This is a genomic window from Brenneria roseae subsp. roseae (genome assembly GCF_003115845.1).
Classification (GTDB): domain Bacteria; phylum Pseudomonadota; class Gammaproteobacteria; order Enterobacterales; family Enterobacteriaceae; genus Brenneria; species Brenneria roseae.
In genome coordinates this window covers 285124-300483 of the sequence record NZ_KZ819027.1, presented here as the reverse complement: position 1 = coordinate 300483, position 15360 = coordinate 285124, and the positions used below count along the sequence as shown (strand labels likewise).

Annotated in this window: 17 protein-coding genes and 1 rRNA gene; 3 read left to right on the top strand and 15 right to left on the bottom strand. The window is 50.7% G+C overall.

Going from position 1 to position 15360, the window contains the following annotated elements:
• Positions 1 to 190 precede the first annotated feature (190 nt).
• A 5S ribosomal RNA gene (gene rrf, locus DDT52_RS10595) occupies positions 191 to 306 on the top strand.
• A 170-nt stretch (positions 307 to 476) separates the two neighbouring features.
• Here the strand turns inward: rrf and DDT52_RS10590 are convergent.
• The 12 genes from DDT52_RS10590 to DDT52_RS10535 form a co-directional block, all read right to left on the bottom strand.
• Positions 477 to 1238 carry an amino acid ABC transporter ATP-binding protein gene (locus DDT52_RS10590; protein WP_136156306.1) on the bottom strand — a complete coding sequence of 254 codons (762 nt, stop codon included), beginning with the start codon at positions 1236 to 1238 and terminating at the stop codon, positions 477 to 479.
• Between the two features lie 8 nt (positions 1239 to 1246).
• Entirely contained in the window at positions 1247 to 2341 is a 1095-nt protein-coding gene (locus tag DDT52_RS10585; RefSeq protein WP_136156305.1) for an amino acid ABC transporter permease, read from the bottom strand.
• Positions 2342 to 2349: 8 nt separating this feature from the next.
• Entirely contained in the window at positions 2350 to 3528 is a 1179-nt protein-coding gene (locus tag DDT52_RS10580; RefSeq protein ID WP_136156304.1) for an amino acid ABC transporter permease, read from the bottom strand.
• 69 nt (positions 3529 to 3597) lie between these two features.
• On the bottom strand, positions 3598 to 4623 hold the full coding sequence (locus DDT52_RS10575; RefSeq protein ID WP_136156303.1) for an amino acid ABC transporter substrate-binding protein: 1026 nt from the start codon (positions 4621 to 4623) through the stop codon (positions 3598 to 3600).
• Positions 4624 to 5029: 406 nt separating this feature from the next.
• On the bottom strand, positions 5030 to 5695 hold the full coding sequence (locus tag DDT52_RS10570; RefSeq protein ID WP_109053730.1) for an amino acid ABC transporter permease: 666 nt from the start codon (positions 5693 to 5695) through the stop codon (positions 5030 to 5032).
• A 26-nt stretch (positions 5696 to 5721) separates the two neighbouring features.
• On the bottom strand, positions 5722 to 6492 hold the full coding sequence (locus DDT52_RS10565; protein WP_136156302.1) for an amino acid ABC transporter substrate-binding protein: 771 nt from the start codon (positions 6490 to 6492) through the stop codon (positions 5722 to 5724).
• A gap of 295 nt (positions 6493 to 6787) precedes the next feature.
• On the bottom strand, positions 6788 to 7084 hold the full coding sequence (gene fis, locus DDT52_RS10560; RefSeq protein ID WP_012883002.1) for a DNA-binding transcriptional regulator Fis: 297 nt from the start codon (positions 7082 to 7084) through the stop codon (positions 6788 to 6790).
• A 23-nt stretch (positions 7085 to 7107) separates the two neighbouring features.
• Positions 7108 to 8073 carry a tRNA dihydrouridine synthase DusB gene (gene dusB, locus DDT52_RS10555; protein ID WP_136156301.1) on the bottom strand — a complete coding sequence of 322 codons (966 nt, stop codon included), beginning with the start codon at positions 8071 to 8073 and terminating at the stop codon, positions 7108 to 7110.
• Between the two features lie 439 nt (positions 8074 to 8512).
• On the bottom strand, positions 8513 to 9394 hold the full coding sequence (gene prmA, locus DDT52_RS10550; RefSeq protein ID WP_136156300.1) for a 50S ribosomal protein L11 methyltransferase: 882 nt from the start codon (positions 9392 to 9394) through the stop codon (positions 8513 to 8515).
• Between the two features lie 17 nt (positions 9395 to 9411).
• Positions 9412 to 10863, bottom strand: coding sequence for a sodium/pantothenate symporter (gene panF / locus DDT52_RS10545; RefSeq protein ID WP_136156299.1), 1452 nt, complete (start codon positions 10861 to 10863; stop codon positions 9412 to 9414).
• On the bottom strand, positions 10853 to 11095 hold the full coding sequence (locus tag DDT52_RS10540) for a YhdT family protein (protein WP_136156298.1): 243 nt from the start codon (positions 11093 to 11095) through the stop codon (positions 10853 to 10855). The genes panF and DDT52_RS10540 overlap by 11 nt, the downstream gene beginning before the upstream one ends.
• 100 nt (positions 11096 to 11195) lie before the next feature.
• Positions 11196 to 11729, bottom strand: coding sequence for a TetR/AcrR family transcriptional regulator (locus DDT52_RS10535; protein ID WP_168709758.1), 534 nt, complete (start codon positions 11727 to 11729; stop codon positions 11196 to 11198).
• A gap of 174 nt (positions 11730 to 11903) precedes the next feature.
• On the opposite strand from DDT52_RS10535, the gene DDT52_RS10530 reads away from it, so the two are divergent.
• Together DDT52_RS10530 and DDT52_RS10525 are read left to right on the top strand one after the other, a co-directional pair.
• Complete coding sequence (locus DDT52_RS10530; RefSeq protein ID WP_136156296.1) at positions 11904 to 12290, top strand: hypothetical protein; 387 nt, start codon at positions 11904 to 11906, stop codon at positions 12288 to 12290.
• The gene (locus DDT52_RS10525; protein WP_136156295.1) at positions 12287 to 12748 is read left to right on the top strand and encodes a hypothetical protein; all 462 of its coding nucleotides are present in this window, start codon (positions 12287 to 12289) and stop codon (positions 12746 to 12748) included. The genes DDT52_RS10530 and DDT52_RS10525 overlap by 4 nt, the downstream gene beginning before the upstream one ends.
• A 132-nt stretch (positions 12749 to 12880) precedes the next feature.
• Here the strand turns inward: DDT52_RS10525 and accC are convergent, their stop codons facing one another.
• From accC to aroQ, 3 genes are read right to left on the bottom strand one after another with little or no spacing between them, the layout of a single operon-like run.
• Positions 12881 to 14224: an acetyl-CoA carboxylase biotin carboxylase subunit gene (gene accC, locus DDT52_RS10520; protein ID WP_109053739.1), complete on the bottom strand. Its 1344-nt coding sequence runs from the start codon at positions 14222 to 14224 to the stop codon at positions 12881 to 12883.
• Positions 14225 to 14235: 11 nt separating this feature from the next.
• Positions 14236 to 14706 carry an acetyl-CoA carboxylase biotin carboxyl carrier protein gene (accB, locus tag DDT52_RS10515; RefSeq protein ID WP_136156294.1) on the bottom strand — a complete coding sequence of 157 codons (471 nt, stop codon included), beginning with the start codon at positions 14704 to 14706 and terminating at the stop codon, positions 14236 to 14238.
• 25 nt (positions 14707 to 14731) lie between these two features.
• A complete protein-coding gene (gene aroQ / locus DDT52_RS10510; RefSeq protein WP_136156293.1) occupies positions 14732 to 15184 on the bottom strand; it encodes a type II 3-dehydroquinate dehydratase in 453 nt (150 codons plus the stop codon).
• Between the last annotated feature and the right edge of the window lie 176 nt (positions 15185 to 15360).

Here is a 15360-nt window from a genome sequence, read left to right as displayed (position 1 = left end):
GTGTTTTAGAGAGACGAAGATATTTTAGCTTGTTCAAAGATTGAAGATTAAGGTGTTTGCGTATAACGCAGACATTAAACAGCGCGGAGCGCTGGCCTGAAAAGGGAACAGACAAAATCGTCGGGAACGATTTTGTACGTCGCAAAGCGACGGCCCGAAGGGCGAGTCTCAGGAAGAGACGAGAAATTTGCCTGGCGGCGATAGCGCGGTGGTCCCACCTGACCCCATGCCGAACTCAGCAGTGAAACGCCGTAGCGCCGATGGTAGTGTGGGGTCTCCCCATGTGAGAGTAGGGAACTGCCAGGCATCAAATTAGAGAGAAGCCCTCGTCGAAAGACGGGGGCTTTTTGCGTTGTAGCCCATTCGGGTGCGGAGGGTTTTGTTAGATAAGGTGGTACTTGTCGGCCCCTGCTACAGAAATAAAAGCCTGCTCTCTGGCAGGCTTTTACGGAACGTTTTGCTTGGTATCTTTTCTATTAGTGAAGGATTTGTGCCAGGAACATTTGGGTGCGTTCAGAACGCGGACTGGAGAAGAAGATGTCAGGTGAGGCCTGCTCAACGATTTCTCCTTGATCCATGAAGATCACCCGATCGGCAACGGTTTTTGCAAAGCCCATTTCATGAGTTACACACAGCATGGTCATTCCGTCCTGAGCAAGCCCAAGCATGGTATCCAGCACTTCTTTTACCATTTCAGGATCCAGTGCCGAGGTTGGTTCATCAAACAACATGATTTTGGGTTTCATACACAGTGAACGCGCAATCGCGACACGTTGCTGTTGTCCTCCGGACAGCTGACCTGGGAACTTGTGCGCGTGGGCTGCGATGCGAACACGCTCCAGGTAATGCATTGCCAGTTCTTCAGCCTCTTTTTTCGGCGTATGGCGTACCCAGCAAGGGGCCAGCGTGCAATTCTGCAATACGGTTAAATGTGGGAACAGATTAAAGTGTTGGAATACCATACCCACTTCTGTTCTTATTTTTTCGATGTTCCGCAAGTCACCATTTAATTCCACACCATCAACGACAATACGTCCTTGCTGATGCTCTTCCAGATGGTTGATACAACGTATGGTCGTGGATTTACCTGAGCCTGACGGGCCGCAAAGTACAATTCGCTCACCCTGTTTGACCTGCAGGTTGATGTCTTTCAGTACGTGGAATTGCCCAAACCACTTATTCACATTCTCTAGTGTGATCATGTGATCGGCTGATTGCGTTAAAGAATTCTGATTCATGGATGGCCTCAGTGCGACTTATGTCCGGTGTTAAAACGATTTTCCAGATGTTGGCTATAGCGCGACATGCTGAAACAAAAGATCCAATAGATCATGGCGGCAAAAACATAGCCTTCGGTCGACATACCAAGCCAGGTCGGATCGACAGTTGCCTGCTGAATACTGCTGAAGAGATCGAATAAACCAATGATGATCACCAGACTGGTATCCTTAAACAGAGCGATAATGGTGTTCACCAATCCAGGGATCACCATTTTCAGCGCCTGTGGCAGAATGACCAACCCCTGCATGCGCCAATAGCCTAATCCCAGTGACTCTGCTGCTTCATATTGGCCTTTCGGTAATGCCTGTAAGCCGCCGCGGACAACCTCGGCAACATAGGCAGACTGAAAAAGAATGACCCCCACCAACGCTCTCAGTAGCTTATCGATACTGGTTCCTTCCGTTAAAAATAACGGGAGCATGACCGAGGACATGAACAATACGGTAATTAACGGCACACCCCGCCAGAACTCGATGAACACAACGGAGAGCATACGAACGATAGGCAATGTGGAACGACGTCCCAACGCCAGCAGAATACCAAGCGGTAAAGCGCCAGCTATACCAACCGCAGCAATGATTAATGTCAGCGTCAACCCGCCCCATTGACGGGTTTCCACGCGAGGAAGCCCGCCGAATCCACCGTAGAGCAGCCACCAGGCGATCAATGGATAGGCAACAGCCCAAATTGCAATGTAGCGTCCACGATGCGGAAGATGGCGCAAAAACATTGGCAGAATGCTGAGCAGGCCAATGACCAATGCAAAATTAATGCGCCAGATTTCCTCTACCGGATAAAGCCCATACATGAAATGACCGAATCTGGCATGGATAAAGACCCAGCACGCGCCGTCTTGTGTACAGTCGTTACGGGTAGTGCCAACCCAGTTTGCCTGGAATATCGCCCAGTTTAATAACGGAGGAATGGCAATCCATAGTAACCACAGGCAAAGCAGTGTGAGCAGGCTATTGGTTACGTTGGAAAAAAGATTTTGTCGTGCCCAATGGATCGCTCTGAAAAGAGGGGCCTGACGGTTCTGAATAGGTTGAATCATCGTCATGAGTCCTCTTAACGTTCAACGAGAGCAATCTTGCGGTTATAGATGTTCATCAACAGGGATATCAGCAGGCTGATGATGAGGTAGACCGACATCGTAATAGCGATAGTTTCGATTGCCTGACCCGTTTGGTTCAGCACCGATCCGGCGAACAGCGAGACCATGTCTGGATAACCGATAGCGGCTGCCAACGAAGAGTTTTTGACGATATTAAGATACTGGCTGGTTAACGGAGGAATAATCACACGCAATGCCTGTGGGAGGATAACTTTGCGTAAGGTTACCGGGTTTGGCAGGCCTAGGGAGCGTGCGGCCTCATGTTGACCATGAGAAACGGATTGGATCCCCGAGCGAATGATTTCGGCAATAAACGATGAGGTATAAACCGAAAGGGCCAGCGTCAAAGCCGCCAGTTCAGGAATTAATACCATTCCGCCGCGGAAGTTGAACCCTTTTAATTCAGGTATATCCCAATGTATCGCTCGTCCAAAAACCACGTGACTCAATACGAGCAGTATGGCCAATACGCCCAAAACGACGGGCCATGTCTTGCGTTGCTGACCCGTTAGGGTGTGGTAGCGTTTATTGGCACGAAAGACAGCAATCGCAGTGACTAACGTAATCATAACGGAAAGGCAAAATGCTATTGCTCCCGGCCCTGCTTCTGGGGAAGGCAGGTAAAAACCACGGTTGCTGAGAAAGGCGATATCAAAAGCGTTAATGGATTGCCGTGGTCCAGGTAAGTTACGCAGTACGGCAAAATACCAGAAAAAGATCTGCAATAGCGGCGGAATATTACGGAAGATTTCAATGTAGATGGTGGAGATTTTCCGCAATAACCAGTTATCCGATAAGCGTGCCAGTCCAATGATAAAACCAAGGATAGAAGCGAAAACAATACACAAGGCTGACACCAGCAGCGTATTGAGTAATCCGACAAGAAAAACGCGTGCGTAGGTATCGCCCTGTTGATAATCAATCAGATGCTGGACAATGCCAAAGCCCGCGGTGTTGTTTAAAAAGGCGAATCCGGACGTGATTCCCCTCTGGGCCAGGTTAGTAACGGTGTTATGTAACAGGTAACCAGCGGTAGCTAATACGGCGATAACAACGATGATTTGATACAGCCAGGCGCGCACCGCTGGATTAGTTAGTGATAAATCACTTTTCACGGTTGGGCGTTGTAGCATGTTGAAGCCTCAATAACGGGGATACAGAGGGTGCAACCTGTTGTGGCTGCACCCGGTGTCTGCAGGTAATTAGCGTACGGCTGGCGCGTACTGGATCCCGCCATTATTCCACAGCTCGTTCAGACCGCGTTTGATTTTCAACTCGCTGCCCATACCGACGTTGCGTTCGAAGATTTCACCGTAGTTGCCGACTTGTTTGATGATTTTGAAAGCCCAATCATTAGGTAATTTAAGATCTTTACCGTAGTTGCCTTCGTGGCCAAGCAGATGAGACATATCTGGCGTTGTTGGTTTTGCTGCCAGTTGATCGACGTTCTGGGATGTTACGCCCATTTCTTCGGCGTTCAACATTGCAAACAGCGTCCAGCGAACGACAGAGAACCATTCTTCATCACCGCGGCGGACAACAGGTCCCAGCGGTTCTTTAGAGATCACTTCTGGTAATACGATGAATTCGCTCGGATTGCTCAGTTTGATACGCAGCGCATACAACTGAGACTGGTCAGAAGCCAGCGTATCGCAGCGGCCGGACTCCAACGCTTTGGCGCTTTCGTCAGAACGGTCGAACGTCACCGGGGTGTACTGCATTTTGTGTGTTTTGAAATAATCAGCAACGTTCAGTTCGGTATCCGTACCAGCCTGGATGCAAACGGTTGCGCCATCCAGCTCTTTCGCACTGGTTAACCCGGCTTTATTGTGGGTCAGAAAACCGATGCCATCATAATAGGTTACGCCAGTAAAGAGCATGCCCATGCCGCTATCGCGAGAAGAAGTCCAGGTTGTATTACGAGACAGGATATCGACTTCACCGGATTGCAGGGCGGTAAAACGTTCTTTAGCGGTCAGCGGGGTATATTTTACTTTATTTGCATCGCCAAATACCGCTGCTGCTACACCCTTGCATACGTCAACATCAATACCAGAGTATTTGCCGCTGGCATCTGCGTAAGAAAAGCCGGGTAACCCGTCGCTGATACCACATTGTACGAAGCCTTTTTTCTGAATCGCATCCAGGGTTGCGCCAGCATGAGCCTGATTAATCGCGGCAAATAATGAAGCGCCGGCAACCAGAGTAGAAATAATCACTTTTTTCATAATCATCCTAGTAGCTAGATAGTTATATGCTGTTGTGTTGCGGCGCACAATTTTAGGTGCACCATTCCTGTCAGTCGGCTTACCGCCGTGGCAAGAGCTAAGCAAACAAGATGCCAACTATTTATCTATTTGATAATTAATGTAAATGTTATAAATAATCTGTTTTGAGGAGCAATGTTCAGGAAATATTGATGCACCAGAATAAATGCAAGGTAGTTACCTTGCCCTGTTTTAGTGCGCAAAAACTGATGGTTTGGGAACTATTGATTCGCAGCGGCGTTGAGGAAAGCGATAGCTAAAGGCGGTGTGATACCTTTCAGCGCCGCAAGAAAAAAGGATTGTCTTCAGGATATTGAAGATTGGGATAGGCCAGCCAGAACATCAGCACAGGCTGGCGAACAGAAAATCAATGCACAATATGACGCTGGTAATATTTCTCCAGCTTCACCTGTAACTGACTGAGCACGGTGCTGAACATCAGGTAAATCAAGGCGGCTTCGATGTAGAGAATCAACGGCTCGTAGGTGACGGAAACAATCCGCTGTGCGGACAGGAACATTTCTGGAACGGTAATGACGGCGGCCAGCGATGTGTCTTTAATTAACGAGATAAACGTATTGGATAAAGGCGGCAACGATACAAAAACGGATTGCGGAAAGATGACCCAGCGGATTGCCTGTGTGCCATTCATGCCAAGAGAGTAAGCGGCGCTCCATTGGCCCTTGGGAACCGACAGGATGGCTCCCCGGACGATTTCAGAGCTGTAGGCGCCGACGCTGATAGTAAAGCCGATTAATGCAGCGGGAAATGCATCAAGCGTGATACCGGCGCTGGGAAGCCCATAAAAGATGAGGAAAAGCTGCACCAACAGCGGTGTTCCACGGATAACCCAAACGTAGAAGTCACCCAGCCACTTCAACGGTTTTGGACCATAGAGACGAATCAACGCAACGGTCACGCCAACGGCCAATCCAAATATAAAGGAAAGAATGGCGAGGGGAACGGTGAATTTAAGTCCCGCAGACAGCAGACTCCAAAAGGAGTCTGCCATAAGTTGTAGCCAAGGCGGCATGAAAAATAACTCCGATAACAATGCGATTATTGAGATACATCCTGCCCGAAGTATCGCACAGCTATCGTTTTATAGGTGCCATCCGCTTTAATTTCATCCAATGCTTTATTCAACGCATCGACCAACTGTGGCTGGTTTTTGCGGACCAAAATAGCAGAGGGCTCGCCGGTAGGGGAGGTCGCAATGATTTTAACATTGGCGTCCGGCTTTTGTTTTTTGAAATCGAGGAAGGACAGATTATCGTTTAACGTGGCGTCGGCACGACCGCTGAGTACCAGATCCAGTGACTGGTTAAAGCCATCTGTCGGGACAATTTCCGCACCGTGACTGGTTGCCAGCTTGGCGTAATTACTGGTCAGACTTTGCGCGGACTTCTTCCCTTTCAGATCGCTGAAATCCTTGATAGAAGTATTGTCACCACGGGTAATCAAGACGGCTTTTGAATCAATATACGGCTTAGAGAAGTCGTATTTGGCCTGACGCTCTTTGGTCACGCCGACTTGGTTAATCACGGCGTCATAGCGTTTGGCATCGATACCGGCAATCAGGCCATCCCAGCGGCCTTCAATAAACTGGGCTTTGACGCCCAGTTTTTCAGCGACGGCGCGGCCAATTTCCACATCAAAACCAACCAGTTCACCTGATTTGTCATGATAGGTATAAGGCGCGTAGGTGCCCTCTGTTCCGATTTTAATGACACCCGCAGATTTGATAGCGCTGAGGTCATCTTGTGCCTGAGCGAATGCACTGGTTGCGAACAATGCGCCAGCCAGTAAAGCAAAACTGATTTTCTTCATTACGGAAACCTCATCAGGACGGCAATCTGCCGTTATTAGCGTTAAACCAAGCGAATCTACGTTATGTCATATTGTTTTGCTAATCATATAAAGCGATGGTTTATATCAACAATGAATATAGTTTTCATCCGCTGTTTTGACCATGATTTCGCGGTGGATTAACCAGAGAAAAGCGCGGTGCGGCTGAAAGTGAGAGTGGAGGTGATTAAGGTGGCAACAATCTGTCAGGCACAAGAAAAAGGCGCTTAACCAAAGAGGTGGAAGCGCCTTTTTTCAAACAGTTAACCGATTAGTATCAGTTCATGCCGTATTTTTTCAGTTTCTTACGCAGGGTGCCGCGGTTGATACCCATCATCAGCGCTGCGCGGGTTTGGTTGCCGCGGGTGTATTGCATCACCATGTCCAACAGCGGCTGTTCAACTTCAGCCAATACCAACTCATACAGGTCATTAACGTCCTGACCGTTCAGTTGAGCAAAATAGTTCTTCAGTGCCTGTTTAACCGAGTCGCGCAGGGGTTTTTGGGTTACCTGAGCCTGAGAGTTTACGGTGGAAACGGTCAGTACGTCAGAATTCACGCGTTGTTCGAACATAGTTCTGTCAGCTCTTTTTCTGTTTACGCAAGATTTTCAAAATATGCCTTCAACGCCTCCAGCTGCTCGCCGGCATCCTCAATGGCGTTGAACGTGCGCCTAAACTGGTCGTTTGGAGCGTGCTCCTGGAGATACCAGGATACGTGCTTACGAGCAATACGAAATCCCTTGCCTGGACCATAAAAGTCGTGCAATTCCCGTATATGCTCGATCAACAAGCGCTTAACCTCTGCCAACGGCATCGGTGCCAGCAACTCCCCTGTGTCCAGATAATGCTGGATTTCCCGAAAGATCCAGGGTCTTCCCTGAGCGGCTCGTCCTATCATCAGGGCATCAGCCCCAGTGTAATCAAGAACCGCTCTGGCTTTATGCGGGTCAGTAATGTCGCCATTCGCAATGATGGGAATGGAAACGGCCTGCTTAACTGTCCGAATACTGTCGTATTCCGCCGAACCATTGAACAGGCACGCACGGGTGCGTCCATGAACGGTCAGGGCCTGGATACCACAATCTTCGGCCAATCTGGCAATCTCTACGCAGTTACGGTGCTCTGGCGCCCAGCCGGTACGGATTTTCAGCGTCACCGGTACGTCTACCGCTTTCACTACCGCTGAGAGGATCTGTTTAACCAAATCCGGATACTGCAATAATGCAGATCCTGCCATCTTGCGGTTCACCTTCTTTGCCGGACAGCCCATATTGATGTCGATGATCTGTGCGCCGAAATCAGTATTGATTCTGGCGGCCACAGCCATTTCATCCGGATCACAACCCGCAATCTGCACGGCTCGGATACCCGGTTCATCGCTATGTACCATGCGCAAACGTGACTTATCTGAACGCCACACTTCCGGATTGGAAGAGAGCATTTCAGACACGGTCATTCCAGCGCCCATTGCATGGCAGAGTGCTCTGAACGGGCGATCGCTAATACCCGCCATCGGGGCTGCTACCAGGCGATTGGTAAGCTGAAATTGTCCAATGCGCATAGACAAAGAGTGACCATACTGTGTCTGCAAGGGCGCGTATATTACGCATTTTTTACGTCAGATGAAAGGCCAAACTTTGACCAATTTGCCGCTATCGATCAATGAAAATGCAGTTTGTGAAGTTATAGGAAAATATTATATATATTTAACAATAAGTTGAATGATTATGCTTGTTTTTTGCTCTAAAAAATATTCCTCTGGCAACAGAATTTTATCTGCGCACGGTGCCATTTTTAGCCGGCATTCATCATCTGAAGTCGGATTTTCCAGAGCAATCCTTTGATGAGGCTGCAAAAAAACCACGGTAAATCTTATCCGATTTACTGGCTGTCATCGCAAACTGAGCCGACAACAGGCTATGACAGGGTAAAAAGCCGATAATCAGGCGGGCACAGAATCCACTGTAACGCCAGTTACAGTGGATTGCCGGTCTGCGGGATTATTTGCGCCGGCCCGTAATACGACACCACTCTTCACGTTCGGCGACAGGATCGAGGGTGAATTTCTCTTCGTAGGCTTCTGCCACGCCCTCGGCTTGTGTGGCCAGGACGCCCGACAGGCCGAGATAGCCACCAGATTTAGGCAGGTCACTGATAAGCGGCGCCAGTTCACGCAGGGGGCCGGCCAGAATATTGGCCACGACAACATCTGCCGACAAGTTAGCGGGCTGGTCTTTCGGCAGGTAGAGTTCAAGGCGGTCAGAGACGTTATTTCGTTGCGCGTTATCACGGCTTGCCTGAATCGCCTGGGGGTCGATATCAATGCCGATAGCACGGGAAGCGCCCAGTTTCAGCGCGGCGATCGCCAGAATGCCAGAGCCACAGCCGAAATCGATAATGGTTTTACCCTGTAGGTCCAGTCCATCCAGCCATTGCAAACACAGTGCGGTTGTCGGATGCGTCCCGGTGCCAAAAGCCAGTCCGGGATCGAGCATAACATTGACGGCGGTTTGATCGGGGATGTCGCGCCAGCTTGGGCAAATCCATAAACGCTCGCCGAAACGCATCGGATGGAAATTGTCCATCCATTCTCGTTCCCAGTCTTTGTCTTCTAACTGCTCGATTTTGTGTTTAAAACCGACGCCCAGCAACGGTTCCTGTTCCAGCGTGGCGACAATATCGACCATCTCGGTTTCCGCGTCATATAAGCCAATGACATCGGTATCACCCCATAAACGGGTTTCCCCGGGCAGTGGCTCAAACACCGGCGTATCGTGAGTATCCTGAAACGTAACGGATACCGCACCGCTCTCGATTAGCGCATCACCCAGTTGTTCCGCATGGCTACCAGAGGTATTAATTTTCAGTTGAATCCACGGCATGGCAGTCTCTATTACATTTAAAGTGAAGTTGAAGCGGCAACCGGTTGAGGGGCCTGATGACCGAACCGGTTGCCAACCATAAACGCCATCAGGCTCAGCAGCAGCGATGGCACAATGGGGTGAAAACCGGCCAGTTGGAGATTGAAGCTGGCCAGTAAGGTATAGCAAATGGCGCCGCTGAACATGGCGCTCAGCGCACCTGCGGCATTGGCACGTTCCCAGTAAAGACCCAGTACCAGCGGCCACAGGAACACGGCTTCCAGACCGCCAAACGCCAGCAGATTGAGCCAGATGATCATTTCCGGTGGTCGCCAGGATGCGACCAGTACGAGTAATCCCAGCAACAGCGTCGTCATGCTGGAAAGGCGCTTGATGTGCCGCTCATTGTGTGCCTGCCGTGGTCGTACATTGAGATAGAGGTCTTTGATGATTGTGGCCGCGGCCTGAAGCAGATGCGCATTTATGTTGGACATGATAGCCGCCATTGGCGCGGCGAGAAAGATGCCTGCCGCCAGAGGAGGCAAGACGGTCACCATCAGGGCTGGCAGCACCCGATCGGGAATGGTCAGATCTGGCATGACGGCCCGGCCCAGTGCGCCGGCCAAATGCATACCCAGCATGAGAATACCGATCACGATGGTACCGATAATAATTCCCCGATGCAGCGCCTTACTGTCACGGTAGGAGATACAGCGCACGGCCGTATTGGGCAGACCGATCACCCCGAAGCAGACCAGCACCCAGAACGACGCCATAAAAGGCATGGACAGGATCTGATCGCTGCCCTGCGGCGTCACCAGCGCGGGATCGATTTGCTGTAGCTTATCCACGGCGCTGTGTAAGCCGCCTGCGGCATGGATAACGCCCACCAGCAGTATCACCGTGCCTAACAGCATGACGATGCCCTGCATGGCATCGTTTAGTACGCTGGCGCGAAAGCCGCCAAAAGCGGTGTACAGGGCGATAGTGACGCCAAAAATCAACAGGCCGATATCGTAGGGAATATTGGCGGCGGTCTCCAGCAGGCGTGCGCCGCCAATGAATTGTACCGCCATGGCGCCGATAAAAGCGACGAGCAGGCTGAGGCTGGCGAACCATACCAGCAGGCGGCTGCCGTAGCGGGCATACAGCATGTCATTGAGCGTGATGGCATTGTAACGTCTGGCCAGAATGGCGAATTTTTTCCCCAGAATGCCCAGTGACAACAGCATCGTGGGCAACTGAATCATTGAGAGCAGTACCCAGCCCAACCCATACTTATAGGCTGCGCCCGGCCCGCCAATAAACGAGCTGGCGCTGACATAGGTGCCGATAAGCGTCATTGCCAGGACAAAACCGCCCATTGAACGCCCGCCGAGGAAATACTCATTGAGAAAGTTACCGGCCTGGCGACGGCGGTAAGCGTATACCGAGAGCCCGAAAACCAGCAGCAGATAGCCTAGCAATGGTAAAAGCACTTCATTTTGCATCGTCATTCTCCAGGGAGATGTCGCGGAAAATGAATCGCACCATCAGCCAGCACAATAGCGTAAAAATAAGTGGCAGCAGCAGGCATGCCATTTCAAACCAGTGGGGCAGCCCCGTGATGCCCTGTGCGCTGTCGGGCAGGTAAGCCGCCAGAATCCAGGCGAACAGGTAGGCCAGCGTCAGGAAAAAAGCCCAACGGGCTTCCCTATGCGCTTGCATGAAACGTGTATCCATTTTTTCCCTATAATAAGCTGGAGTAAGGAGGGTGATAGAAAATTCCCTTTGTTTTTCTCTCTTCCCTGTCGATGAGTTCAAGATTAATCATTGTCGGCCTTCACGCGCTGTCCGTCAGGAGCAGCGCGTCCAATAATCCGGTTAATCCTGTTTGCGTAGTTGCAAGCTGTTGTAGTTCCAGATACTCAAACCCGATCACTGCCGCATACATAGCCTGCCCGAACAAGGTCGCACGCTCGTCGGAAAAACCGGCGCGCACAAATTGTTTGGTCAGATAATCCAGTCTTGCAGCGTCGACCTCGAGTAGGGCCTCAGCGACGCAATGGTTGGTGACCGCCCATTGTCTGATGGCGCTTTCGGAGCGTAATCCTCCATTGCTCTCATCACGCAGGTCGGTAATGATGCGTACGAGCGTCCGCAGATCTTCCTGTGGGGATGCTTTTGCCTGTTCCACCGCAGCAATCACCCCTTCGTTCGCCCGTAATCTCCAATAGGCCAGCATGGCCGCTTCAAAGTCAGCGACATCTTTGAAATGCCAGTAAAACGACCCCTTGGTTGTTTTAAGTTCACGTGCCAACGCCTCGGCTTTGAGCGCAGACGAACCGGCCCGGGAAAGCGCGCGAAAGCCGGACAATATCCAATCCTCACGCGACAGTCTGTTTTTCTTTTTTTGCGTCATGTCCGCAACCATACGTTAGCGTATTGACATTTTCAAGAAAATAGGCAATACATACGCATCCGTATGGTTTTGAGTAACCACAGCAATGAAACCCAACTCTGCTCAGAAAGGTTTATAAAGGGAAATTCTATGAATAAACCACTTTTGGTCGCGTGCAGCCTGTCGTTCCTCACTTTTTTTATTCATGTATTCAAAGGCGGGCCGAAAATTCATGATGCTATTATTGCAGGCAACGTATCCGACTATGTAAGCGCGGTCGGCTCTGTTGTCTGGCACGCTACTTCTGCCATCTTGTTCATTAATTCAATCGCACTGTTTTACGCAGCCCAAAAACAGGTATGGAGAAAGTCGGTTACCCTGCTGGTATTCGCTCAGTACCTCGCTTTTACCGTGCTTTTTCTCGGCTATGGTTTTGCCCGCTTTGGCTCAGTTCTCGTCGTGCCGCACTGGATGGCATTTGCCGTTATATTATTTTTAGCGCTTTGGGGGCTGAGTTCCTCAAGGGAGAAAACATGACGGGTTCTCATAAAAATTCGGCGCAGGCGCCAGTCAAATATAATGTCTTACTCGTTATCGCTGCGGGGCTGAGTGCCATTGCCGCGTTACTCCACATTGCCGTTATTCTTGGCGGAGCGCCGTGGTATCGTTTCTTCGGCGCTGGAGAACGAATGGCATCGGCCGCTGCCGCGGGACAGTGGTATCCGCTGCTCGTCACCGCAGGTATCACATTGATCCTCTTACTGTGGAGCGTCTATGCGCTTTCAGGAAGTGGCGTTCTTCGAAAGCTGCCAATGCTTAAACCTGCTCTGTGCATCATCACGGCAGTGTATTTGCTGCGTGGACTTGTGGTAATTCCGCTTCTTATTACCGCAGGCGGTCAGATCGCTCCCTTCGATATGTGGAGCTCGCTTATTTGCCTCGGCTATGGGGGCGTTCATCTTTTTGGCCTGATGCAGACCTGGCGGCGGCTTTAATCGCGCAGACATGGCGTAGTGGGAGTTATATGGACGGCAAGTGGGTAATTACCCGGTCTGAATTGACCGAACAGCAAAAAGGCCGGTTTTCACCGACCTTTTACCTTCTTAACGATAGAAAACCGGTGATATTTACTGCAAACCGAGTTTCTTCTCCAGATAGTGGATGTTTGTGCCACCTTTCTGGAAGTTTTCATCGTTCATGATCTTCATCTGTAGCTCAACGTTGGTTTTGATGCCATCGATAATCAGCTCTGCCAACGCATTTTTCATCCGGGAAATGGCGACTTCACGGGTTTCACCGTAAGTGATCAGCTTGCCGATCATGGAATCATAGTACGGCGGGACGGTATACCCGGCGTAGATATGCGACTCCCAGCGAACGCCGAAACCGCCCGGCGCGTGGAAGCGGGTGATTTTACCCGGACTCGGCAGGAAGGTGTTCGGGTCTTCGGCGTTGATACGGCATTCCACCGCGTGACCACGGACGTGAACGTCTTTCTGCTTGATGGACAAGGGCTGACCGGCAGCAATACGCAATTGCTCCTTGATCAAATCCACGCCGGTAATCATCTCGGTAACCGGGTGTTCCACCTGAATACGGGTGTTCATTTCAATGAAATAGAACTCGCCGTTTTCATACAGGAATTCAAATGTGCCGGCGCCGCGATAGTTGATATCAATACAGGCTTTCGCACAGCGGTCGCCGATAAACTGGCGCAGTTCACTGGTGATGCCCGGCGCCGGCGCTTCTTCCACCACTTTCTGGTGGCGGCGCTGCATGGAGCAGTCGCGTTCCGCCAGATAAATGGCATTCCCCTGACCGTCAGCCAGTACCTGGATTTCCACGTGACGTGGGTTTTCCAGATATTTTTCCATATAGACCATATCGTTGTTGAAAGCGGCTTTGGCTTCCGCACGGGTCATATTGATGGATTGTTCCAGTTCTTTATCGCTGCGTACAACGCGCATCCCGCGACCGCCGCCGCCGCCGGACGCTTTGATAATTACCGGATAGCCAATACGCTTGGCAAAGGCGCGGTTCTTATCCATATCGCTGTCTAACGGGCCGTCGGAACCCGGAACGCAGGGTACACCGGCTTTTTTCATGGCGCTGATCGCGGAGACTTTATCGCCCATCAGGCGAATGGTATCGGCACGCGGACCGATGAAAATGAAGCCTGAACGCTCAACCTGCTCGGCAAAGTCGGCATTTTCTGACAGAAAGCCGTAACCGGGATGAATCGCCGCCGATCCGGTAATTTCCGCGGCAGAGATGATTGCCGGGATGTTCAGATAGCTTTTGGTGGACGGCGCCGGGCCGATACACACGGTTTCATCCGCCAGTAATACGTGTTTCAGATCGCGGTCTGCGCTGGAGTGAACGGCAACGGTTTTGATGCCCAGCTCTTTGCAGGCACGCAAAATGCGCAACGCAATCTCTCCGCGATTAGCGATAACGATTTTATCTAGCATGGTAAGCCTCGTTATTCGATGACAACTAATGGCTCGTCAAATTCAACCGGTTGACCGTTGTCGACAAGAATCGCTTTGACCACGCCTGCTTTGTCGGCTTCGATTTGGTTCATCATTTTCATGGCTTCAACGATGCAAAGCGTGTCACCGACATTCACTTGCTGACCCACTTCGACAAACGCTTTAGCGTCAGGGCTTGGGGTGCGGTAGAACGTACCAACCATTGGAGAACGAACGATGTGACCACTGATTGCAGCCGGTGCAGCCGCTGCTGTATCCGCGGCTGGCGCTGGTGCGACTGCGGCAGCCAGAGCAGGCTGCTGTTGCATCATCGGCGCATAGGCCTGCTGCATTACTGGATAGCTTGGTGCTGCCGGGGCACGACTGATACGTACTGATTCTTCACCTTCAGAAATTTCCAGTTCGGCGATGCCGGACTCTTCAACCAGTTCGATCAGTTTTTTGATTTTACGAATATCCATGGATGTGGTTCCGTACTCTTCTTGTTTAATTGGAAGTTGACAAACGTTTTACCGCTGTCTGTAAAGCATAGTTATAACCATCTGCCCCGAGTCCGCAGATCACGCCTACCGCGATATCTGAAAGGTAGGAGTGATGACGGAAAGCTTCACGTGCATGCACGTTGGACAAATGAATTTCGATAAACGGGATGGCTACTGCCAGCAGGGCATCACGCAGAGCGACGCTGGTGTGAGTAAATGCCGCCGGATTAATCAAAATAAAATCCGTGTTTCCTCTGGCCTGATGGATTCGATCGATCAAGACATGTTCCGCATTGGACTGCAGATGGGAAAAACTCACATCCAGCACCTGTGCCTGTGTTTCCAGGTTACTGACAATCTCGGCCAGCGTCGTACTGCCGTACTTATCCGGCTCGCGGGTACCCAGCAGATTGAGGTTTGGACCATTCAAAAGCAAAATGTGAAACTTTTCTGCCATTGTGCTGCTATCTCCCGCGATTCGCCCAGATTGCAAAAATGGTGTCGCACAAAATAGCGCGAAGCTATTCGTTTGTCACCTTTCGCGTGAAAATTGTCCGGCGTTGAAAAATTAAAGTCGTGCATTATAACCATATCGTAGCAATTAGCAGCTAAATACTGGTCTTATCTGCGGAG